Genomic DNA, 21831 nt, shown 5'->3' with positions numbered 1-21831 from the left:
ATGGATTTAGAAAAGATTGAATTTTTGCCAGACGATTTTGAATTCGTTGGAGATAAACAAGACATTACTAAAGACGTTGTTGCTCCATCACTTCCTGCTTGGAAAGATTCTTTAAATCGTTTTAAAAAGAATAAAGGTGCCGTTATCGGTTTAATTTGTATTTTAGTTATCGCAGTATTTGCAATTTTTGCACCAATGTTTTCATCATATAAATTTGATGCAATCAATACAAAAATTGCAAGTATTTCGCCATGTGCTGAACATTTCTTTGGTACAGACACTTATGGGCGTGATTTATTTGTACGTGTTTGGACAGGTACAAGATATTCATTATTTATTGCTGTAGTCGCAATCTTCATTGACGTGATTGTAGGTATGACATATGGACTTATCTCTGGTTATTTCGGAGGTAAAGTTGATTCAGTAATGCAAAGAATTCAAGAAATCATAAACTCTATCCCAACTTTAGTAATATTAACATTGTTATTAATGGTGATGAAAGCATCATTATTCACAATTATCATGGCTTTATCATTTACTGAATGGATTGGTATGTCACGTATTACAAGAGCTCAAGTTTTAAGAGTAAAAGAAGAAGAATTCGTTTTAGCTTCACGTACTTTAGGAGCTAGTAACTTATTTATTATCTTTAAAGAAATTTTACCAAATATTTATAGTCAAATGATTATTATGATTATGATGTCTATTCCAAATGCTATCTTCTATGAAGCATACTTGTCTTTCGTTGGTTTAGGTTTACCAATTCCAATGGCTTCATTAGGTACATTAATTAATGATGGATTTAACTCAATTACTATTTACCCTTACATGATGGTAATTCCAGTTATTATTTTCTCTATCTTAATGTTAAGTTTCAACTTATTTGGTGATGGACTTCGTGATGCACTTGATCCAACTATGAAGGAGATGTAATTATGGCAGAAAGAGAAAAAATATTAGAAGTCAGAGATTTAAATATCTCTTTTAAAACTGATAGTGGAACTGTTAATGCAATTCGTGGTGTTAACTTAGATTTATATAGAGGTGAAACAATTGCTATCGTTGGTGAATCTGGATCAGGTAAGTCAGTTACTACTAAAGCAATTATGGGTATCATGGCTGGAAATGGTTCAATTGATGGTGGTTCTATTAACTACACTTGGACAGATGAGAATACAGGTGAAAGAATCACAAAAGACATTTGTCAATTAAGTGAAAAAGAAATGCAAAGCGAAATCCGTGGTCGTAAGATTGCAATGGTTTTCCAAGATCCAATGACATCATTAAACCCTACAATGACAATTGGAAATCAAATCATGGAACCAATGATTCATCATTACAATACACCAAAAGAAGAAGCTTATAAAAAAGCAGTTGAATTATTACAATTAGTAGGTATTACTAATGCTGAAAAACGTATGAAAAACTATCCTCACCAATTATCTGGTGGGATGAGACAAAGAATTGTTATCGCAATTGCTTTATCTTGTGATCCTTATGTTTTGATTTGTGATGAACCTACAACTGCATTGGATGTTACTATCCAAGCTAAAATTCTTGAATTAATTCAAGATATTCAAAAGAAAAAAGATTTATCAGTTATTTATATCACACATGACTTAGGTGTTGTTGCTAAAGTAGCTGATTATGTAAATGTTATGTACGCTGGTAAAATCGTAGAAACTGGAACAATTGATGAAATTTTCTATGATCCACGTCATCCATATACTTGGGGATTACTTTCATCTATGCCTGATTTAGATACAGATGATGATGAATTATATACAATCCCAGGTACTCCACCAAACTTAGCACATGAAGTAAAAGGTGATGCTTTTGCTCCACGTAATAAATATGCTTTAAATATTGATTTAAGACTTGAACCACCAATGTTTAAAGTACCTGGTAGTACAACTCATAAAGTTGCTTCATGGTTAATGCATGAAAAAGCACCTAAGGTTGAAATGCCAACTGAATTAAAAAACAGATTAGAAAAAATGAAAAAGGAGGGTGTTGAATAATGGAAAAGAAAGAACCTATCCTTGTCGTTAAAGATTTAAAACAACATTTTAAAATTAATCGTAACTTTACTGTAAAAGCGGTAGATGGTATTTCCTTTGATATTATGCCAGGTGAAACTTATGGTTTGGTAGGTGAATCTGGTTCAGGTAAATCAACTACTGGTAGAAGTATTATTCGTTTATATAAACCAACTTCTGGATCAATTGTTTTCAACGGAAAAGAAATTGGTGGAAAATTAAATAAGGAAACATCTAAAGAATTACATACAAAGATGCAAATGATTTTCCAAGATCCAATGGCTTGTTTAAATCCAAGAAAGAAAGTTATTGATATCATTGGTCAAGGTTTAGATATTCATAAATCTTATTCATCTATTGAAGAAAGAAATGAAAAAATCTATGAAATGCTTGAACTTGTTGGTTTATCAAGAGAACATGCTTCACGTTATCCACATCAATTCTCAGGTGGACAAAGACAACGTATTGGAATTGCCAGAGCTTTAATTATGAATCCTGATTTAATTATTGCTGATGAAGCTATTTCAGCGTTAGACGTTTCTATTCAAGCGCAAGTTGTTAACTTAATGAAAAAGATTCAAAAAGAAACAGGAATTGCTTATTTATTCATTGCTCATGACTTATCAATGGTTAAATATATTAGTGATAAGATTGGGGTATTACACCTAGGACATTTAGTAGAAACAGGAACTACTGAAGAAATCTTTGATAATCCAATTCATCCATACACAAAATCATTATTAAGTGCTATTCCTCATCCTAATCCACGTGTAGAAAAAGTACGTAAATCATTTACTTATGATTATAAAGAAAGTGGAGTCGATTATACAAAAGGTACTGAACATTTAGTAGATGGAACTCATTATGTTTTAGCTACTGATGAAGAATTTGAAAAATGGACAAAAAAATAGTTTAGGAGGCACTTAAGAAGGCAACCTAAAATATTATAAGAAAATATTCAAAAAAAGAGAACAAATGCGAAATGTTGTTCTCTTTTTATATAAATAAAAAATATTACAAAATAAAAAGGCTGTTATGAAATTATTTATTGAATTTCGTAACAACCTTTTTTGATAATTTCTTTCAATTTTTATTAATAATAATTGTGAAATTGAAAGCTTTTTTCGATTTGATTGTAAATGCTTACAGAAGATTGACTTACAAGTTGTTGTTAATTATGATGAAGATGTCTTCTAGATAAGAAGATAATTAATTTGTATCTTTTAACCGGTGAAAAGAGGAAATATGATGATTATTGACAAAATGAAAATATTAGACCATTTAACAATTCAAGAAAAGTATTTAGTGGATTATATAATAAATAATCAAGAAGATATTTTAAAAAAGAATATTAATGAACTGGCAAAATTAAGTTATACCAGTAGTGCAACAATTTCTAGGTTGTGTAAGAAACTGGGCTTTAATGGATATAAAGAATTTAAATATCAATATGCAGCTGAATATTCTCATTTACTTGAATTGAAAAATGATTTTAAAATTGAACCTTTTTCAAGTGAGAGTTCAATTGATGATGCTTTAAATAAAATCGAACTTTTACATAAAAGAGCGATAGAGTATACAAAAAGTTTACTAGATAGACAAGTTATAGAAAGAATTTATCAACTTATTAAAAATGCTAAATATATTGAAATTTATGGAACTGGTATTAATTTTTCTTTAGCAGAAATTTATAGTTTAAATTTTGAAGAAGAAGGGGTTATTTCTAAAGCATATAACAGTTTAAATCCAATGCATCTTCAATACTTAAAGCAAAGAAAACCAAATGATACAGTTTGCATTTATTTAACACATACAGGTCAAAATAAGGAAATGTTAAAAATAGCAAAGGATATTCGCAAATTTCATGCTAAATCAATTGTGATTTGTGATCATAAAAAAAGAGAAATTTGTAAATATTGTGATGAAACAATTGTAATTATGACCACTCAAAATACAACTGAACTATCTAATGCTGTTTATATTGCTTCTTTACAGTATGTTTTTAATATATTTACTTCGTTAAAATTGATAAGTAATTATTCTTATTTAGAAGAAACAACGAAAGCAGTTGATAAATTTAAAATGGGAGAATGATTATGAATAAAAGTTTTCTATGGGGTGGTGCTGTTGCTGCTAATCAATACGAAGGTGGCTATCAAGAAGGACATAAAGGATTAAGTGTAACCGATGTTATGTCAGCTGGTGATGTTGATCACCCTCGAGAAATTTCTTATGAAATATTAGATGATAAATATTATCCTAACCATTATGGAATTGATTTTTATCATCATTATAAAGAAGATATTAAATTATTTGCTGAAATGGGCTTTAAATGTTTCCGTTTAAGTATTTCATGGCCACGGATCTATCCTCAAGGTGACGAATTAGAGCCTAATGAAGAAGGGCTAGAGTATTATGATCATGTTTTTGATGAATGTTTAAAATATGGAATAGAACCTATTGTTACTTTATCTCATTTTGAAATGCCTCTTTATTTAGCAAAAAAATATGGTGGTTGGAGAAATAGAAAATTAATTACATTCTTTGAAAGATATGCGATTACATGTTTTAAAAGATATAGCAAAAAGGTCAAATATTGGATGACATTTAATGAAATTAATAATCTTATAGATACCGATAATCCTTTTAATGCTTGGACTGGAGCAGGTGTTTTATATGAAGATAATGAAAATATTGAACAAACAATGTATCAAATATCTCATTATCAGTTTGTTGCAAGTGCTAGAGCAGTTCAAAGAGCCAAAGAAATTAATGCCTCTATGCAAGTAGGTTGCATGTTACATTTTGGCCCAATTTATCCTTCTTCTTGTAATCCACAAGATATTCTTGCAGGAATTAAAGCAATGGATAAGAGGTATTTCTTTAGTGATGTTCATGTAAGGGGATATTATCCAACCTATACTTTAAAAAAGTGGGAAAGGAGTAATATTCAATTAGATATAACTGATGAAGATTTAAAAGATTTAAAACGAGGTACTGTGGATTATATAGGGTTTAGTTATTATAAATCAACGATTGCTGAATATGATAAAATACAAGACTTTATTGAAGTACAAAATCCATTGTTAAAGAAAAGTGATTGGGGTTGGGCTATTGATCCTACAGGATTAAGGATTATTTTAAATGAAGTTTATGAAAGATACCAAAAACCAATGTTTATTGTTGAAAATGGTTTTGGAGCTTATGATAAATTAGAAAATGGAATCATTAATGATGATTATCGTATTGATTACTTAAGAAACCATATTTTAGAAATGAAAAAAGCAATTGAGTTAGATGGTGTAGAAGTCATGGGATATACTCCTTGGTCAGCAATTGATATTGTAAGTGCTTCTACTGGTGAATTGGCAAAAAGATATGGATTTATCTATGTTGATTTAGATGACCAAGCTAAAGGTAGTGGAAGAAGATATCGAAAAGCTTCTTTTGAATGGTATAAAAGAGTTATTTCATCAAATGGTGAAATTTTATAGGAGATAAATAATATGAACAAATTTATAAATGAAACATTAGTTATTTATATATCGAAGTTTACAAATACAAAAGTTATAAAGGCTTTAAAGGATGGAATGATGTTTTCTTTACCGTTTTTAATGATAGGATCATTGTTCCTGTTGATTGCCAACTTACCAATTGAATCAGTAAGTAAAGTAATTAGTGAAAGTGGAATAGGAGATGTATGTTCTCAAGTATATTCTTCTACGTTTTCATTAATGGCCTTCTTTACAGTAATAGGAATTACTTATTCTTATTTGAAGAATGATCAAGTAATAACAGCTATAAATGGCGCTTTAACTGGTTTAGCAGCTTTTATTTTATTAACTCCATCTTCTAAGGTATTAGACAGTGGGGAATCAGTTACAGGAATTATTTCTAAAGATTGGACTGCTGGTCAAGGAATGATTTGTGCTATTTTAATTGGTTTTTTAGTTGGATATATTTATTCTTTATGTGTAAAAAAAGATATTAGCATTAAAATGCCAAATGGTGTGCCTAGTGGTGTTGCAGATTCATTTTCGTCACTATTACCAACTGGAATTATTATTACTATTTGTGCAATTATTTATGCTATATGTCACTTTATATTTAATACAACATTTGCAGAACTTATTTATTCGGTAATTCAAATTCCTTTACAAGGAATTACAGATTCGTTCTTTGGTGTTATTATTATGACAGTTGTTATGTCTTTATTATGGTGGACAGGCGTCCATGGTGGTTCTATATGTGGAGGAATTCTTTCACCGATTTTACAAGCAAATATGGCAGCTAATCAAAAAATTATAGATTCAGGATTGCCTCTTACAATTCAAAATGGTGGACATATTTTTACACAACAATTTTGGGACAATTTCTTATGCATGTCTGGTGCTGGAATTGTGATTGGGTTAGTGATTTATATTACATTTTTTGCCAAATCAAAGTCATTACGTAGCTTAGGTAAATTATCCATTGTACCTAATATCTTTAACATTAATGAACCAATTATTTTTGGGACACCAATTGTACTTAATATATATTTATTAATTCCATTTGTTCTTGTTCCTTTAATTATAGGTATAAGTAGCTACTTATTAATGTATATGGGAATTTTACCATTATTTAGCGGGGTTATGGTTCCTTGGACAACACCACCAATTATATCAGGACTTTTGATTGGTGGATGGCGTGTCGCATTATGGCAATTTGTGATGATTGTTGTATCTTTTGTTATTTATTTACCATTTATTAAAAAAATAGATACTTTGGAATTAAATAAAGAAAATCAAAAGTAACTTATAAGAAATACAAATATTTAATCTTAATATCAAAAAGTCGTGAAAAATCACGGCTTTTTTTTGTAATGCTATTAAGTTAATACTTTTGCTTTATTTATTGTTTAAGAAATCTACACGATTTTTGTTACTGCTTATTTAGAAGCAGTGCTTTTTAAAATATGAAGTAATATTTCGACTTGTTTTTCCATCATTGTTAAGGAACAATATTCATAAGGTCCATGATAGTTAAAACCACCTGTTCCTAGATTAGGACAAGGAAGTCCCATAAATGTTAAACGTGCACCATCTGTACCACCACGAATTGGTGAACAATAAGCATCCAAACCATTTTCTTTAATGGCAGCTAAAGCTTGTTCAACAATGAACATATGATTTTTTAGAGCTTCTTTCATGTTTAAATAACTTTCTGTAATCGTTACTTCAATAATTTGATAACCATATTTTTTATTTAAGAATTCTGCAATGTCAATAAATTCTTGACATTGTTTTTTTGCTTGTTGTAAGTCATGATTTCGAATTATATAATCCATTGTTGTTTCTTCACAAGTTCCTTGAATAGCATGAAGATGATTGAAACCTTCATAGCCTTCAGTAGATTCAGGACGCATATGAACTGGTAATAATGAATCAAATTCATAAGCAACACGTGTAGAATTAATCATTTTATTTTTAGCACTTCCAGGATGAATACTTCTACCATGAATATTCACTTTTGCTGAAAAAGCATTAAAGTTTTCATATTCAACAATGTGAATATCTCCTCCATCAATTGTATAGGCATAATCAGCATTAAAGTATTTCACATCAAAATGATTACTTCCACAACCAATTTCTTCATCTGGTGTAAAAGCAATTTGTATATCATTATGTTTAAATTCAGGATGTGTGTGTAGATATTCAACCATTTGCATAATGATCGCAATTCCTGCTTTATCATCAGCTCCTAATAAAGTTGTTCCATCTGTAGTAATTAAATCATGATGAATAAGATGTAAGAGTTGAGGATATTGTTCAGGGTCTAGATAAAGTTTTTTATCTTCATTTAAAGTAATTTTTTGTCCTTGATAATTTTTGATAATTTGTGGATGAATATCTTTACCACTTGCATCAGGGGAAGTATCCATATGGGCAATAAAACCTATGACATCTCCTTGATGATTATTATTACTAGGAATTGTTCCATAAACAACACCATATTCATCTATTTTTGCGTTTTCAATTCCTAATGATTGAAGTTCTTCAACAAGATATTTTCCTAATTTTAATTGTTTTGATGTTGAAGGAACTGTTTGTGAATTTTCAACAGATTGTGTATCAAAACTGACGTAATTTAAAAATCTTTCTTTAATTTCCATTTGTCTTCCTCACTTTCTTCATTATTATACAACGAAAAACTATGAACTTCTATGAAATACTTTACAAATCAAAAAATGTATGTTACCATACAATTCGTAGCCGAACAATATAGGAGGAGTTATATGTATAGAGATCCAATTGGACATCGTATTAAGACTCTAAATAATCTTATGAGAAAAACAATGGATAAGCAGACGGGACGTCCTGATCGTGCAACATTAATGCATTGTTGGATTATTGGTTTTGTTGAAGAAAGAGAGTATATAGGTCTTGATACATTTCCTAAAGATATAGAAAAAGAATTTTCAATTAATCGTTCTACAACATCAGAAATGTTGAAATTGATGTGTAAAAATGGAATGATTACAAGAGAAGAAGTGGATTATGATGCAAGATTAAAGAAGATTGTTTTAACAGAAGCTTCAAGGCAACACAATCGTAATATTGAAGATAAGATGAGAAAAATGCATCAACAATTAATTAAAGATTTATCTGATGATGAAATTAATGCATTTATTAAAATTTCAGATAAGTTAATTAATAACATTAAAGAAGGTTTATAAATATTCATAAGTTCGGTAATGAATAGGAAAGGAAGTAAATTATGGTCAAAACTTTAATGAAACAAATTAAAGAATATAAAAAAGATTCTTTACTTACAATGTTATTTGCAACATTAGAAGTTGTTTTAGAAATTATGATTCCTTTACTTATGGCAAGTTTAATTGATAAAGGAATTGAAGCGGGAAACATGTCAAATGTCACAAAATATGGGGCTTTGATGTTTGTTATTGCCCTTGGAACATTATCTCTCGGTTTTTTAGCAGGAAATCACGCAGCAAAAGCTTCTACAGGATTTGCTGCTAATTTAAGAGATGCGATGTATACTAATATTCAAACATACTCATTTTCAAATATTGATAAATACAGTACAGCTGGACTTGTAACACGTCTTACAACAGATGTTACAAATGTACAAAATGCCTATCAAATGATTATTCGTATGTGTATTCGTGCACCAATGAATCTTATTTGTGCCCTTGCAATGGCGATGATGATCAACTTTAAATTAAGTATGATTTTCGTTGTAGCGATTGTTTTCTTAGTAGCTGTGCTTGTAACAATTATGTATCATGCTACAAAATACTTTAATGATGTTTTTCCTAAATATGATACTTTAAATGAAAGTGTTCAAGAAAACGTTGTAGGTATTCGTGTTGTTAAATCTTTTGTTAGAGAAAAATATGAAAATGAAAAATTTAGAAAAGCAGCACAAAATATTTATAAATTATTTGTTAAAGCAGAATCTGTTTTATCTTATAATAGCCCAGCAATGTTAATTGCTGTCTATGGTTCAATTTTAATGCTTTCATGGTTAGGTGCTAAAGCGATTGTAGGAGGAACCCTTACAACAGGTGAACTTACAAGTTTATTTAGTTATGTAATGAACATTATGATGTCATTAATGATGCTTTCAATGGCATTTGTTATGATTACCATGTCACTTGCTTCAGGAAGACGTATTGCTGAAGTTATTAATGAACAATCTGATTTAGTATCTCCTCAAGAAGCTTTAACTGAAGTAAAAGATGGTTCAATTGATTTCAATCATGTTGTTTTTTCTTATAAACATGGTAGTGGAGAAGCTGTTTTAAAAGACGTTGATCTACATATTAAAAGTGGTGAAACAATTGGTATTATTGGTGGTACGGGAAGTGCTAAAAGTAGTTTAGTTAATTTAATTTCACGTTTATATGATGTAGATGAAGGTAGTGTTGTTGTTGGTGGACAAGATGTGCGTAATTATGATCTTGAAGTTTTAAGAAATGAAGTTTCTGTCGTATTACAAAAGAATGTCTTATTCAGTGGAACAATCTTACAAAACTTAAGATGGGGTAATGAAAATGCCACAGAAGAAGAATGTAAAGAAGCTTGTCGTTTAGCTTGTGCTGATGAGTTTATTGATCGTTTTGAAGATGGTTATAATACGTATATTGAACAAGGTGGTTCAAATGTATCTGGTGGACAAAAACAACGTTTATGTATTGCTAGAGCATTACTTAAAAATCCTAAAATCTTAATTTTAGATGATTCAACAAGTGCAGTTGATACTGCTACAGATGCAAGTATTCAAGAATCATTTAACGAACGTATCCCTGATACAACTAAAATTATTATCTCTCAACGTATTTCATCAGTACAAAATGCAAGTCGTATTATTGTTTTAAATGATGGAGTAGTTGATGGATTTGATACACATGAAAATTTATTAGAAACAAATGAAATTTATCGTACAATTTATGAAACACAAATGAAAGGAAAGGAGGAAAAATAATGAAAGAAGGAACAATGAAACGTTTACTTAAGATGTTATGGAGTAAATATAAGATTCATTTAATTGTTGTTGTTTTATGTATTATTGGAAATGCTTTATTTAATGTTCAAGGAACAATGTTTATGCAAACATTGATTGATGATTATATTGTTCCTTTATTAAAGAGCTCTTCTCCTGATTTTAGTGGATTATTACATGCTTTAATTCGTGTAGCTTGTTTATATGCTTGTGGGGTTGTATGTGCCTTTACCTTTAACCGTATTATGGTTTATGTAACACAAGGGTTCTTAAGAGATTTAAGAATTGATATGTTTGAACATATGGAATCTTTACCAATTCGTTATTTTGACAGAACTCCTCATGGAGATACAATGTCAGTCTATACAAATGATATTGATACCTTAAGACAATTGATTTCACAATCTATTCCACAACTTATTTCAAGTTGTATGACTATTGTGACAACATTTGTCTCAATGATTATTTTAAATATTCCTTTAACTGTGTTAAGTATATGTATGCTTATGATCATGCTTGTTGTATCAAGAAAACTTGGTTCTTTATCAGGAAAATTCTTCGTTAAACAACAAAATGATTTAGGTAAAGTTAATGGTTATATTGAAGAAATGATTTCAGGTCAAAAAGTTGTTAAAGTGTTCAATCACGAAGAACAAGCTATTGCTGATTTTAGAAAATTAAATGATGAATTAAGAGAAAGTGCTTATCAAGCTCATAAATTTGCGAATATCTTAATGCCAGTTACGGTTCAATTAGGAAATGTTTCTTATATTATTTGTGCCATCGTAGGAGCAATTCTTGCTTTAAATGGACATTTCTCACTTACAATTGGGACACTTGTTGCTTTCTTAACACTTAATAAAAGCTTTAATCAACCAATTGGACAAATTTCTCAACAAATCAATGCTGTAGCGATGGCACAAGCAGGTGCAGGACGTATTTTTGATTTATTAGATCAAGAAAGTGAAGACGATCAAGGTGTTGTGACTTTATGTCGTGTAGAAACTGTTGATGGAAAAATGGTTGAAACAGATAAAAGAACTGGACATTGGGCTTGGAAACATCCACGCAAGGATGGACAAGTTGAACTTGTAGAAATGAAAGGTGATATTCGTTTAGAAGGTGTTGATTTTGGTTATTTTGATGATCGTATGGTTTTACACAATGTTGATGTTTATGCTAATCCTGGTGAAAAGATAGCCTTTGTTGGAGCGACAGGTGCAGGTAAAACAACGATTACTAACCTAATTAATCGTTTCTATGATATTCAAAAAGGATCAATTACTTATGATGGTATTGATATTAAATTGATTAAAAAAGATGATTTAAGAAGATCATTAGGTGTGGTATTACAAGATACACATTTATTTACTGGAACAGTTATGGATAATATTCGCTATGGTCGTCTTGATGCTACGGATGAAGAATGTATTGAGGCAGCAAAACTTGCTAATGCTGATTTATTTGTAAAACATTTACCAGAGGGTTATCAAACAATGCTTACAGGAGATGGAGCTAATTTATCTCAAGGACAAAGACAATTATTAGCGATTGCCCGTGCTGCTGTTGCTAATCCTCCTGCACTTATTTTGGATGAAGCAACTTCTTCTATTGATTCTCGTACAGAAAAACTTGTACAAGATGGTATGGATAAATTAATGCATGGTAGAACAACACTTGTTATTGCCCATCGTTTATCAACAATTAAAAATAGTGATTGTATTATGGTCTTAGAACAAGGACACATTATTGAAAGAGGAAATCATCAATCACTTATTAAAGAAAAAGGTAAATATTATCAATTATATACAGGAGCTATTGAAATGGATTAATCCATCAATAGCTTTTTATATTTTTTGGACTAAATGTCCATTGAAAGAAGAAAAATTGAAAGATAAAATAAATATAAGAAATGAGACATTTGTGAGACAAATTTGAAACAAACTTGAGACAAATATTGAGTACATACATGTTATAATCTACTTGTAATAAATCTAGATGACGTTACTTCAACTCAATAGAAAGTAGGTAATGTGTATGATACCCATCAATAAGGTAACCTCTGATAGTGCATGTCGGACATTCTTAAGTAATGATGTCAGTTTTGCATCTTTTTATAATGCAGCTATATTTGAAGGAAAATAAATCATTCATCCTGAAAGGTTGGTACGTTTTGAATTTGATATTTCTTTTATTATCAATGATTCAAAAAGAATAGAGGATAAAAAAAGAAGAAGAGATATTGTTGTTAAAAGTGATATTAATGGAATCTACTGTATACTAGGAGTAGAACATCAAAGTAGTGTTGATCAAGCAATGGTGGTTAGATGTGCCATCTATGAAATGTTGGAATATTTAAAACAGTTAGAAAATAAAGAGTATAAAAGATTAGTACCACAAATCATGGTTGCCTTTTATACAGGACCAAAGAAATGGAATGTACCTGTAAAACTCAGTGATTATTTTGAAATACCCGAAGAATTAAAGAAATACTTTAATGATTGGAAAATCATCTTAGTAGATGTTAAAGAAATGGATACAAGTAAGATCAAAGATGAACAAACACGCTATTTTATAGAAGCCATTCAAGCAATGTATAAGGGAGACTATATAAAATTACATCAAAAAAGAAAGATGAATACCAATAATTTGATTTATGCAGCGATAATTACAGGGAGTTTGGATATGATTAAAGATATTGTAGAAGGAGATGAGATGGATATGTGCGAAGGAATGGAAAGAATGGCAGAAGGATTTAGAAGTGAAGGACGTGAAGAAGGTATTCTTGTTGGAAGAAATGAAGGTAAATTAGAAGAAAAACAAAATACTTTATTAATGCAATTAAGATGTAAGTTAGGAGATTTATCAAAAGAAACAGAAAATACGATAAGAAGTAGTACGATGGAAAAACTAAATAAGCTTACAGTATCTATTTTTGATATACAAAGTGAAAATGATGTTTTAAAGTTAATTCATTAAACAAAAAAAAGAAATCATGAAAAGCAATGATTTCTTTTTAAATATTATTTTAAAGGAACTAATAATTGAATTGATTTTTGTAAATTATGTACATCAATAGGAAGATGTGTGCCTTCTTCACCATCTATATCCATTGTAAGATCTTGATCACAAGTAATGTGAATATGTTGTCCTTGAATATAATGGATAAAAGGACTCTTATCGTGTTTACCAAAACGATAATCTTTAATGAGTGCAATTAAATCTGTGATTGAACATCTTTTTACAATCACTAAATCTAATTTACCATCATTGATATCTGCAAAAGGAATAATACCATCGAAACCACCAACACGATTAGTGTTTGTAATTGCAAACATATAAGCATCTTCTTCAAAAGATTCATTATCTACAGTTACATTTAAATGAAGATTTGTTGATAATTGTTGAGGAAGTTGTGTCATTCCTTTAAAATAATAAGCTAAAGGACCAAATTTTTTCTTTTCTTCTTTTGATACAACAAACGAAATATCAGAAAACATTCCCGCTGCTGCTACATTAATAAAATATTGGTCATTGATTTTCCCAACATCACTAGAAATAACGTTGAAATTTTTAATCATTTCCACAATACCATTTACTGAACTTGGAATATTTAAATAATTAGCAAAATCATTAACGGTACCTGCTGCTAAAATACATAAAGGAATTTTTTTATGACTATCAACCATTCCAGAAATAACTTCATTTAAAGTACCATCACCACCAACAGACATGATAAAATCATATTGATTTTCATCACAGTCTTTTGCTTTATAATAGGCATCATCTTTTTTTTCTGTATAAAATATTTCAAAATGTTCTACAATGTTTTGTAATGTTAATTGACCAATAATACGATCTAGTTTATTTTGAATAATATGTTTTCCAGATGATGGATTTATAATAATAAGACAACGTTTCATGTTATTACCTCACTTAAATATACTATATACATTTTAAAACAATTAAAAAAGATATACAATCATTGTTTCAATGATTATAATAAAATAGAATAAGCAAAGGAGTTTATTATGGCAAAATTTTATGCAGTAAAAGAAGGAAAAAAACCAGGAATTTATATGTCATGGGATGAATGTAAAGAACAAGTTAATGGTTATTCAGGAGCAGTTTATAAATCTTTTACAAGTGAAGATGAAGCAAAAGCATTTATTGGTAAAGAAGTAAAAAAAGTAAGTGATGATTTAACTTTACTTGCTTATGTTGATGGTAGTTATAATATTAAAACAAAAGAATATGGCTATGGTTGTGTTTTAATTGAAGGGCAACAAGTTATTCAACAATTATTAGGTAAAGGGAATATTCCTGAGTATTCTTCAATGCGTAATGTTTCAGGAGAAATTCTTGGGTGTATGAATGCTATTGCTTATGCAATTGATCATCATTATGAGTCTATTTGCATTTATTATGATTATGAAGGTATTGAAAAGTGGGCTACGGGTCTATGGAAAGCAAATAAGGAACAAACTCAAAATTATGTTAAAACAATCAATGATATGAAAAAGAAGATAGATATTTATTTTCAAAAGGTTTTAGCACATAGTGGGGATTATTATAATGAAGTTGCTGATGGGCTGGCTAAAAAAGCAGTGGGTATAAAAAAATAAAGCTTGAAAATTAAGCTTTATTTTTTTTAGCAATAATATTAATAATAATATAAACAACTAGAACAATAGCAAAAATCCATAAGAAATCGCTTTTGATATATTGAGCATCACCAGACCAACATCCAAACCATTCTCCACATTTTTTAACAAGAATAGCAAGTGCATAAGATAATGTACCACATCCAATAACACTTAATAAGACTTTCACAATTTTATTAAGAATCTCTTTAAATAAAATAATAGAGATAAAACATACAGCTGTAACAAATACATTAATAACAAAATGCATATAATTTCCTCCTTTAGATACCTTAATAAAATAGCATAAAATCAAGGTAAATGCAATAAAACGTGAACTAATAGATAAATTATGATAAAATATTTTTGGAGGATTTTAATTATGAAATTACTAACAGTATGTATCCCTTGTTATAACTCAATTATGGAAATGCATAAAGCAATTAACTCATGTCTTTTAATGAAAGATGAGGTAGAAGTTTTAATTGTTGATCGTCATTCACATGATGAAACTTTACAAGTTGCTAGAGAATATGAAGAAGCTTATCCAGATACCGTTAAAGTTATTACAACTAAAGAAGATGTTCCTTTTTTAAAAACAGCTTTAAAATATAGCGAAGGACTTTATTTTAAGATACTTCAATGCTTTGATTATTTAGATCAACCATCACTTGTAAGTGTTGTAGAAACAATTCGTGATTTTATTCGTATTCAAGCAAATTTAGATGTATTACTTACAGATTATAAATATGTAGTTCCTCAAAAAAAAGAAAAAAGAGTTTCATATAAAAATATTTTTCCAACAGAAACTATTTTTGAATGGCATAATATAAAAGCATTTCATAAGCATTTTCAAATAGATTTAGGATCAGTTATTATTAAAACAAGTACTCTAAGAAAAATAAAAACGGATGAAGAAAATATTTTTTATAATGAGTTAACCGTTTATGGAATAATTCCTTATATTAAATCAATGTATTATTTAAATGTACCATTTCATTGTTATGGATCACATCGAAAAATTCATATTTCTAAATCAAATAGCTATATAGATTTAATGAAAAGTTTATGGGATTTATATGATGTTTATTCATTAAAGAGTAGAAGACAAAGAACTTATGTTATTGAATATTTATCAAAGGTCTATGTGCTTACTGTTTATTTATTATTAAAATCAAATCAAAAGGAACAAATTGAATTATTAAATGCATATTTAGGATTTAATGATCCTAAATTATACAAAGCACTTACAAAACGTGTTTATGGATTTTTATTAAGTAGTAATAATCAAAAATTATATGATATGTTAATTAAAATATTTGAAAAAGTATATAAATTAGAAATAGAGGAATAGAATGAAGAAGAAATTATTATTTGTTATACCCTTAAGTTTATTTGTTTTAGATTATTTATTGATTTATTTTCAAATCATCCAACCATTAGATTGGATGATTTATCATTTAGTACAAAATTTAAGATGTGATTTTATGACATCCTTTTTTAAACTTTGTTCAACATTAGGAAGTACATGGTTTTATGTTTTATTAGTTGTAGTATTAATGTTTTTAAAAGATAAAAAAGAACTTTTGATAGGTATCCATTTACTAATAGGACAAGGAATAAATAGACTTATTAAATATATTATTAAAAGACCAAGACCTCCTCAAAGATTACATTTAGTAAAAGAAACGAATTATAGTTTTCCTAGTGGACATAGTATGTCAGCAATGATTGGTTATGGATTATTGATTATAGAAGTTTATCAAAGTTCTTTAAAATATAAAAAACTTATCATGACATTATTAGCAATGATGATTTTATTAATAGGTTTAAGTAGAATTTATCTAGGTGTACATTATTTTTCTGATGTTATAGGTGGCTTTTTGCTGTCTTTAAGCTATTTATTATTTATTTATTATAATACCTCACTTTATACATAGAATGTGTAAAGGAGGTTTTTTTATTGGATATTGATATCATTAGTGGTTTATATCATTATGGTTTGACCATTATAAAATATGAACAAGATTATTGTTTAGTAGATTTAAAGACTCAAGAAGTTTATGAAAAAATGAGTATTTATTATATAAAAAGATTATTAAGAAGTTGGAATAAGCATCGTAAAAATATAGAGAGTGTGATATAATGGAAAAAAGTTTGAGGTGGTTTAAAATGAGGACAGTAAAGAATTATGTAGGAATTATTTTGTGTGCGTGTGTTATTATTTTTATTTATAAAACATTTGATATTTCATTGTTTTCCAATATTTTATCAGCTTTTATTCCTTTAATAGTAGGAGCAATACTTGCTTATTTTTTACAACCATTGGTTTATAAATTTGAAATGTTTTTAGATTCTTTTCAAAATAAAAAGCTTATTAAATATAGTCATACAATTTCTTCTATTTTTGTTTTTGTTGTCTTTGTTTTAATTATTGTTGTTTTAATGATTGCAATCATTCCAGCACTTGTCAATTATGTTGTCAATATTGCGGATAATTTAACCTTGTATATTAAAAACTTTGAAAAAACATTGGAAACTTATTTAGGAAGTAATCTTGCCAGTGAAGTTATCATTAAGATAGATGAAATGGTTGTTAAATATGTTAATTCAATTGAAGCTATTGATCCTATTGCGACACTTGGGACTCTCTTTAAAGCAGGAAGTACGATTATTACAGCTGTTTTAGGTTTGATTTTTACACCTTATGTTTTAATTGAAGCAAAAAAGCTTGTAGGTATCTTTGATCGTTTATGTTCACTTTTTATGTCAAAAGAAAAAATAGAACTTATTCATGATTATGCAGTACGCTCACATCGAATCTTTGGACAATTTATTTATGGTAAATTCTTAGATTCGTTAATTATTGGAATTATCGCATTTATTGGACTCGCTATTTTAAAAGTAAAATTCTTCCCAATTCTTGCTGTCTTTATTTTGATTACGAATATGATTCCTTATTTTGGACCATTTATCGGTGGGTTTCCTGCTGTTCTTGTAGCCTTGATGACAGGAGATTTATTCCATGCTTTAGCGGTCTTAGTTTTTGTCTTTGCTTTACAACAATTTGATGGTTTATTCTTAGGACCAAAGATTCTAGGAGATGTTGTTGGTATTTCACCATTTTGGGTTTTACTTTCTATTACCGTCTTTGGACATTTCTTTGGCTTTATTGGAATGTTCCTTGGAGTACCAATGATTTGTGTCATTCGTATGCTTTTTAATGATATCATTGACTTTCGTAATAAAATGAAAGAATTAGATACATAGATTGTATTTTAAATAAATATTTGTTAGGATAATAGAGGCTTTGTCCTCGTAGCATAGCTGGATAATGCAATCGCCTCCTAAGCGTAGAGCAGTATCTAGCCTAAATGAGCTATAACGGGCAGAAAAAAGATGTGGCGCTTTAGCTCAGCTGGATAGAGCATACGCCTCCTAAGCGTAAGGTCATGGGTTCAAATCCCATAAGTGCCGCCATTTTTATTGGTTTTTCTATTAAAAATAGGATGTTTGATAGGTATTATTGCTTATTGAATATCCTTTTTTCTTTCTAACAAAGTGCGGAACTTTTCTTGACTTTTTATCTAACAAAAATAGGGCTTTTCTAACAAACTAGATAACATATTAGAAATTAAAAGGGACTAAGTAAACAATTTAATAAGCAAAGGAGATTCAAAATGGATCTCCTTTTTTCATATAAAGGAGGTGATAAGAATATGGATAACGTGTTACTTTATTTTTCATTGAAGCATGAAGGAGATTTTAAAAAAATATATGAATCTTTAAAGGCAAAAGAACCTGTAGATGAAAATGAATTTATTAAATTAAAAAGAGTATTGAAAACAAAATACGTAACAATACTTGATAGTAATTATCCTGATTTTTTAAAGCAGGTTTCATGTCCGCCATTTGTGTTATTTTATGAAGGCAATCTAAAACTTGCTAAAAATTTAAAGGTTGGTGATGCTTTTATCTATTCTGCTTTTAATGATAAAAGATATCTAAGTACTGTTGAGCCATCGACAGATAAAGGAAAATTTTGTTTTGATTATATAATTGCTTGTGAAAGTCATGATGAATTTTTCAATATAAGGGAGCATGTAATGGATAAGAAAGTTCCATTAAAAGACTACAGTAAAAATACAAAACATAAACAACAAGAAAGATAGCATATAAAAGTCATCATAGTAGATGGCTTTTTTACATAGCCAATCATTGATTGGCAAAAAAGAAAGGAGGTCAATTTAATGCTATATATAAAGATAGGAGTGATTACAAATGAGCGAAGTAATAGCAATTGCAAATCAAAAGGGTGGTGTAGGTAAAACAATGACATCTGTTAGTTTAAGTGCATGTCTTGCATTAAATAACAAAAAGGTATTGCTGTTAGATTTAGATCCACAAGGACATTCAACAAAGGCATTTGGATTTTATGACAGTACACAATATCCTTTATCTATGAAGGATGTTATCGTATCAGTTATTGAAGATATACCACTTGATAGAGAACAACTAATACTTCACAGTAATGAAAATGTTGATATTGTTCCATCAAATATTTCTCTTGCAGGAATAAATTCTAAATTAGAAAGTGCTATGTGTAGAGAAACGGTATTGAAAAGATTTATTGATACCGTAAAAGATGATTATGATTATGTCATTATAGATACAAATCCATCATTGGATAATCTACCTATTAATGCTCTTACTGCTTCAGATAAAGTTGTTATAACTGTACAAGCAGAACCTTATGCAGTTGAAGGTATGGCTGACTTATTAAGATCAATTAATATGGTTAGAAGAAACCTTAACCATGATTTAAAAATTGAAGGTGTGTTGATTACGATGACAAATGAAAGAACCAATCTATCAAAGAAAATCACACATGAAGTTAGAGAAAACTTTGGAGGGCATATCAAGGTATTTGATACAACAATTCCAAGATGTACAAAGGCAGCAGAAAGTACAGGAATAGGAGAAAGTATATTTCAATATGATCCAAAAGGTGCAGCAACTAAAGCTTATGAAGCTTTTACAAAGGAGGTCATCTTAAATGCCGAAAAAGAGCATAAACGACATAAGAGTTCCTACGTACGATGATTTATTTACCAATGAAGAACAAAGACAGGAGGCAAAACTAGAAAAGATAATGGAAGTTCCTGTTGAAGATATTCAGGAGTTTAAAAATCATCCGTTTAGAGTTAGAAATGATGAACAAATGTCTGAACTTGTAAAAAGTATTTCAGAAAATGGTATTTTAGTTCCTGTTCTTATAAGACCACACCCAAATGGTCATGGATACGAAATGATTTCTGGTCACAGAAGAATGAATGCAGCAATGGTAAATGGTCAAGAAAAGATACAGGCTATTGTAAGAGAACTTACTGATGATCAAGCAACAATTATTATGGTTGATTCAAATATACAAAGGGAAAATATCTTACCAACTGAAAGAGGATTTGCTTATAAGATGAAATTAGATGCAATGATTAGACAAAGTGGGAGACCTAAGGATAATGGTTCCCAAGTTGGGAACCATTTAAAAGGTAAAAAATCTATTGAGGTACTTGCTGAAGAAGAAAGAAAAAGTAAAAATCAAATTCATCGATTTATACGTTTAACAGAATTAATTGAGCCGTTACGTGATATGGTCGATGGTATAAGAAGTGATGGAAAAAAGATTGCATTTAATCCTGCTGTGGAACTTTCATATCTTTCAAAAGAAAATCAACAACTTGTGGTAAAAAATATTGAAGGACTTGATTTAACACCGTCACATGCTCAAACAATAAGAATGAAGGAGTTATCAAGAGAAAATCGTCTAGATGAAAATGTTATTTATTCAATAATGACGGAAGAAAAAGCGAATCAGAAAGAAAAATTGTCGTTTAAAATGGAGGATATTAATGAATACTTTCCAAAAAACTATACGCCTAGAGAAAAAAGTGAAGTTATATTGAAACTTTTAAAAGGATGGGCAAAAAGAAGAAATAAAGAGCAAGAAAGATGACAGTTACATATATAACTGTATTTTTTGTACATTTTATTTCAGCAGACTTAGTGAAGGGGGAGTCTGTTTTTTGTGGGGAAATGTGACTCGGTTTTCCCCTAAGAACCCCTTTCCTGTTATCTTACTGGGAAAAGTAATATTTAGTATAGAAGAGAAAAATAAACAATTTTTATTTTATATATGTGAATAATTATATAAATTGACAATRAAAAAGCTTACATAGTAAAATTTAATAAAGATAAAATGGAGGTGAATTCTTGTGAGGTCTTTGAAAAAGTATATATATCCAACACTATCAGATAGAGTGTATGAGATATTGGGCGAAAATTATTTTTTGATTTTGTACCCAGTTTTGTTGTTTTTTATCATTGCTGAAAAATATCTTAATATAATATCCTTCGATGGTTTAGTTTATTTTACATTACTTTTGTTGAGACGAAAATTAGTTTATCTCGATTTTCATTTTAAGAAGATATCTATTATTTTTTGGACGATTACTCTGCTGTTATCTGGATTAAGTTTTTCTTTCTTCAAACAAGCAAATTACTTATACATGACGAAAGCATATGTAGAGTGTAATGTTTTGGAAACAAAAGAGTATTCGCTCGTTCGTCGAAATAAGGGATAT

22 protein-coding genes and 1 tRNA gene are annotated in these 21831 nt (G+C 29.1%); 20 read left to right on the top strand and 3 right to left on the bottom strand.

Going from position 1 to position 21831, the window contains the following annotated elements; genetic code table 11:
* The 6 genes from C7U54_RS10130 to C7U54_RS10105 all read left to right on the top strand — a co-directional run bounded on the left by C7U54_RS10130 (nt 1) and on the right by C7U54_RS10105 (nt 6835).
* Nucleotides 1-933 (top strand): ABC transporter permease, encoded by a 933-nt coding sequence (locus C7U54_RS10130; protein WP_022001615.1) that lies wholly within the window; start codon nt 1-3, stop codon nt 931-933.
* A 2-nt stretch (nt 934-935) separates the two neighbouring features.
* Entirely contained in the window at nt 936-2021 is a 1086-nt protein-coding gene (locus C7U54_RS10125) for an ABC transporter ATP-binding protein (RefSeq protein WP_107030228.1), read from the top strand.
* On the top strand, nt 2021-2950 hold the full coding sequence (locus C7U54_RS10120; RefSeq protein ID WP_107030227.1) for an ABC transporter ATP-binding protein: 930 nt from the start codon (nt 2021-2023) through the stop codon (nt 2948-2950). Before C7U54_RS10125 ends, C7U54_RS10120 begins: the two co-directional genes overlap by 1 nt.
* A gap of 337 nt (nt 2951-3287) precedes the next feature.
* Nucleotides 3288-4133 (top strand): MurR/RpiR family transcriptional regulator, encoded by an 846-nt coding sequence (locus C7U54_RS10115; protein ID WP_158562247.1) that lies wholly within the window; start codon nt 3288-3290, stop codon nt 4131-4133.
* Nucleotides 4130-5533 (top strand): 6-phospho-beta-glucosidase, encoded by a 1404-nt coding sequence (locus C7U54_RS10110; protein ID WP_206603611.1) that lies wholly within the window; start codon nt 4130-4132, stop codon nt 5531-5533. Before C7U54_RS10115 ends, C7U54_RS10110 begins: the two co-directional genes overlap by 4 nt.
* Nucleotides 5534-5545: 12 nt before the next feature.
* The gene (locus C7U54_RS10105) at nt 5546-6835 is read left to right on the top strand and encodes a PTS sugar transporter subunit IIC (protein ID WP_107030224.1); all 1290 of its coding nucleotides are present in this window, start codon (nt 5546-5548) and stop codon (nt 6833-6835) included.
* A gap of 134 nt (nt 6836-6969) precedes the next feature.
* Here C7U54_RS10105 and pepT read toward each other — a convergent pair whose 3' ends face one another.
* On the bottom strand, nt 6970-8193 hold the full coding sequence (gene pepT / locus C7U54_RS10100; RefSeq protein ID WP_107030223.1) for a peptidase T: 1224 nt from the start codon (nt 8191-8193) through the stop codon (nt 6970-6972).
* 123 nt (nt 8194-8316) lie between these two features.
* On the opposite strand from pepT, the gene C7U54_RS10095 reads away from it, so the two are divergent.
* From C7U54_RS10095 to C7U54_RS10080, 4 genes are all read left to right on the top strand, one after another.
* Entirely contained in the window at nt 8317-8757 is a 441-nt protein-coding gene (locus C7U54_RS10095) for a MarR family winged helix-turn-helix transcriptional regulator (RefSeq protein WP_107030222.1), read from the top strand.
* A gap of 41 nt (nt 8758-8798) precedes the next feature.
* A complete protein-coding gene (locus C7U54_RS10090) occupies nt 8799-10529 on the top strand; it encodes an ABC transporter ATP-binding protein (protein WP_107030221.1) in 1731 nt (576 codons plus the stop codon).
* Nucleotides 10529-12379: an ABC transporter ATP-binding protein gene (locus tag C7U54_RS10085; RefSeq protein WP_107030220.1), complete on the top strand. Its 1851-nt coding sequence runs from the start codon at nt 10529-10531 to the stop codon at nt 12377-12379. The genes C7U54_RS10090 and C7U54_RS10085 overlap by 1 nt, the downstream gene beginning before the upstream one ends.
* A gap of 331 nt (nt 12380-12710) precedes the next feature.
* Complete coding sequence (locus C7U54_RS10080) at nt 12711-13526, top strand: Rpn family recombination-promoting nuclease/putative transposase (RefSeq protein ID WP_107030219.1); 816 nt, start codon at nt 12711-12713, stop codon at nt 13524-13526.
* A 44-nt stretch (nt 13527-13570) separates the two neighbouring features.
* Here C7U54_RS10080 and C7U54_RS10075 read toward each other — a convergent pair whose 3' ends face one another.
* Nucleotides 13571-14470 carry a diacylglycerol/lipid kinase family protein gene (locus C7U54_RS10075; protein ID WP_107030218.1) on the bottom strand — a complete coding sequence of 300 codons (900 nt, stop codon included), beginning with the start codon at nt 14468-14470 and terminating at the stop codon, nt 13571-13573.
* A 108-nt stretch (nt 14471-14578) separates the two neighbouring features.
* Here C7U54_RS10075 and C7U54_RS10070 point away from each other — a divergent pair, with 108 nt between their 5' ends.
* Nucleotides 14579-15172: a ribonuclease H1 domain-containing protein gene (locus tag C7U54_RS10070; protein ID WP_107030217.1), complete on the top strand. Its 594-nt coding sequence runs from the start codon at nt 14579-14581 to the stop codon at nt 15170-15172.
* 10 nt (nt 15173-15182) lie between these two features.
* Here the strand turns inward: C7U54_RS10070 and C7U54_RS10065 are convergent, their stop codons facing one another.
* Entirely contained in the window at nt 15183-15461 is a 279-nt protein-coding gene (locus C7U54_RS10065; protein WP_022000886.1) for a hypothetical protein, read from the bottom strand.
* A 111-nt stretch (nt 15462-15572) separates the two neighbouring features.
* Between C7U54_RS10065 and C7U54_RS10060 the strand changes: the two genes are divergently transcribed.
* The 9 genes from C7U54_RS10060 to C7U54_RS14975 form a co-directional block, all read left to right on the top strand.
* Nucleotides 15573-16544, top strand: coding sequence for a glycosyltransferase family 2 protein (locus C7U54_RS10060; protein WP_162297510.1), 972 nt, complete (start codon nt 15573-15575; stop codon nt 16542-16544).
* A 1-nt stretch (nt 16545) separates the two neighbouring features.
* A complete protein-coding gene (locus C7U54_RS10055) occupies nt 16546-17130 on the top strand; it encodes a phosphatase PAP2 family protein (RefSeq protein ID WP_107030215.1) in 585 nt (194 codons plus the stop codon).
* Between the two features lie 23 nt (nt 17131-17153).
* Nucleotides 17154-17336: a hypothetical protein gene (locus C7U54_RS10050; protein WP_022001205.1), complete on the top strand. Its 183-nt coding sequence runs from the start codon at nt 17154-17156 to the stop codon at nt 17334-17336.
* 26 nt (nt 17337-17362) lie between these two features.
* Complete coding sequence (locus C7U54_RS10045; protein ID WP_022001204.1) at nt 17363-18460, top strand: AI-2E family transporter; 1098 nt, start codon at nt 17363-17365, stop codon at nt 18458-18460.
* Nucleotides 18461-18593: 133 nt separating this feature from the next.
* A tRNA-Arg gene (locus C7U54_RS10040) sits at nt 18594-18670 on the top strand.
* Nucleotides 18671-18909: 239 nt separating this feature from the next.
* On the top strand, nt 18910-19362 hold the full coding sequence (locus tag C7U54_RS10035) for a hypothetical protein (protein ID WP_143712296.1): 453 nt from the start codon (nt 18910-18912) through the stop codon (nt 19360-19362).
* Between the two features lie 109 nt (nt 19363-19471).
* On the top strand, nt 19472-20293 hold the full coding sequence (locus C7U54_RS10030) for a ParA family protein (RefSeq protein WP_107030213.1): 822 nt from the start codon (nt 19472-19474) through the stop codon (nt 20291-20293).
* Nucleotides 20247-21203, top strand: coding sequence for a ParB/RepB/Spo0J family partition protein (locus C7U54_RS10025; protein WP_107030212.1), 957 nt, complete (start codon nt 20247-20249; stop codon nt 21201-21203). Before C7U54_RS10030 ends, C7U54_RS10025 begins: the two co-directional genes overlap by 47 nt.
* A 259-nt stretch (nt 21204-21462) precedes the next feature.
* The coding region (locus tag C7U54_RS14975; protein WP_206603610.1) for a hypothetical protein at nt 21463-21831 on the top strand (369 nt) is incomplete at its 3' end.

This window comes from Faecalibacillus intestinalis, assembly GCF_003024685.1.
GTDB lineage: Bacteria > Bacillota_I > Bacilli_A > Erysipelotrichales > Coprobacillaceae > Faecalibacillus > Faecalibacillus intestinalis.
This window is presented reverse-complemented; position numbering and strand designations above follow the sequence as displayed.

What these genes read in the sequence shown, in the direction of transcription:
- C7U54_RS10090 (WP_107030221.1), top strand. Translation starts at nt 8,799, where the DNA reads ATGGTCAAAACTTTAATGAAACAAATTAAAGAATATAAAAAAGATTCT.
- C7U54_RS10030 (WP_107030213.1), top strand. Translation starts at nt 19,472, where the DNA reads ATGAGCGAAGTAATAGCAATTGCAAATCAAAAGGGTGGTGTAGGTAAA.
- C7U54_RS10095 (WP_107030222.1), top strand. Translation starts at nt 8,317, where the DNA reads ATGTATAGAGATCCAATTGGACATCGTATTAAGACTCTAAATAATCTT.
- C7U54_RS10120 (WP_107030227.1), top strand. Translation starts at nt 2,021, where the DNA reads ATGGAAAAGAAAGAACCTATCCTTGTCGTTAAAGATTTAAAACAACAT.
- C7U54_RS10045 (WP_022001204.1), top strand. Translation starts at nt 17,363, where the DNA reads ATGAGGACAGTAAAGAATTATGTAGGAATTATTTTGTGTGCGTGTGTT.
- C7U54_RS10055 (WP_107030215.1), top strand. Translation starts at nt 16,546, where the DNA reads ATGAAGAAGAAATTATTATTTGTTATACCCTTAAGTTTATTTGTTTTA.
- pepT (WP_107030223.1), bottom strand. Translation starts at nt 8,193, where the DNA reads ATGGAAATTAAAGAAAGATTTTTAAATTACGTCAGTTTTGATACACAA.
- C7U54_RS10075 (WP_107030218.1), bottom strand. Translation starts at nt 14,470, where the DNA reads ATGAAACGTTGTCTTATTATTATAAATCCATCATCTGGAAAACATATT.
- C7U54_RS10105 (WP_107030224.1), top strand. Translation starts at nt 5,546, where the DNA reads ATGAACAAATTTATAAATGAAACATTAGTTATTTATATATCGAAGTTT.
- C7U54_RS10070 (WP_107030217.1), top strand. Translation starts at nt 14,579, where the DNA reads ATGGCAAAATTTTATGCAGTAAAAGAAGGAAAAAAACCAGGAATTTAT.
- C7U54_RS10110 (WP_206603611.1), top strand. Translation starts at nt 4,130, where the DNA reads ATGATTATGAATAAAAGTTTTCTATGGGGTGGTGCTGTTGCTGCTAAT.
- C7U54_RS10115 (WP_158562247.1), top strand. Translation starts at nt 3,288, where the DNA reads ATGATTATTGACAAAATGAAAATATTAGACCATTTAACAATTCAAGAA.
- C7U54_RS10025 (WP_107030212.1), top strand. Translation starts at nt 20,247, where the DNA reads ATGCCGAAAAAGAGCATAAACGACATAAGAGTTCCTACGTACGATGAT.
- C7U54_RS10130 (WP_022001615.1), top strand. Translation starts at nt 1, where the DNA reads ATGGATTTAGAAAAGATTGAATTTTTGCCAGACGATTTTGAATTCGTT.
- C7U54_RS10085 (WP_107030220.1), top strand. Translation starts at nt 10,529, where the DNA reads ATGAAAGAAGGAACAATGAAACGTTTACTTAAGATGTTATGGAGTAAA.
- C7U54_RS10065 (WP_022000886.1), bottom strand. Translation starts at nt 15,461, where the DNA reads ATGCATTTTGTTATTAATGTATTTGTTACAGCTGTATGTTTTATCTCT.
- C7U54_RS10125 (WP_107030228.1), top strand. Translation starts at nt 936, where the DNA reads ATGGCAGAAAGAGAAAAAATATTAGAAGTCAGAGATTTAAATATCTCT.
- C7U54_RS10060 (WP_162297510.1), top strand. Translation starts at nt 15,573, where the DNA reads ATGAAATTACTAACAGTATGTATCCCTTGTTATAACTCAATTATGGAA.
- C7U54_RS10035 (WP_143712296.1), top strand. Translation starts at nt 18,910, where the DNA reads ATGGATAACGTGTTACTTTATTTTTCATTGAAGCATGAAGGAGATTTT.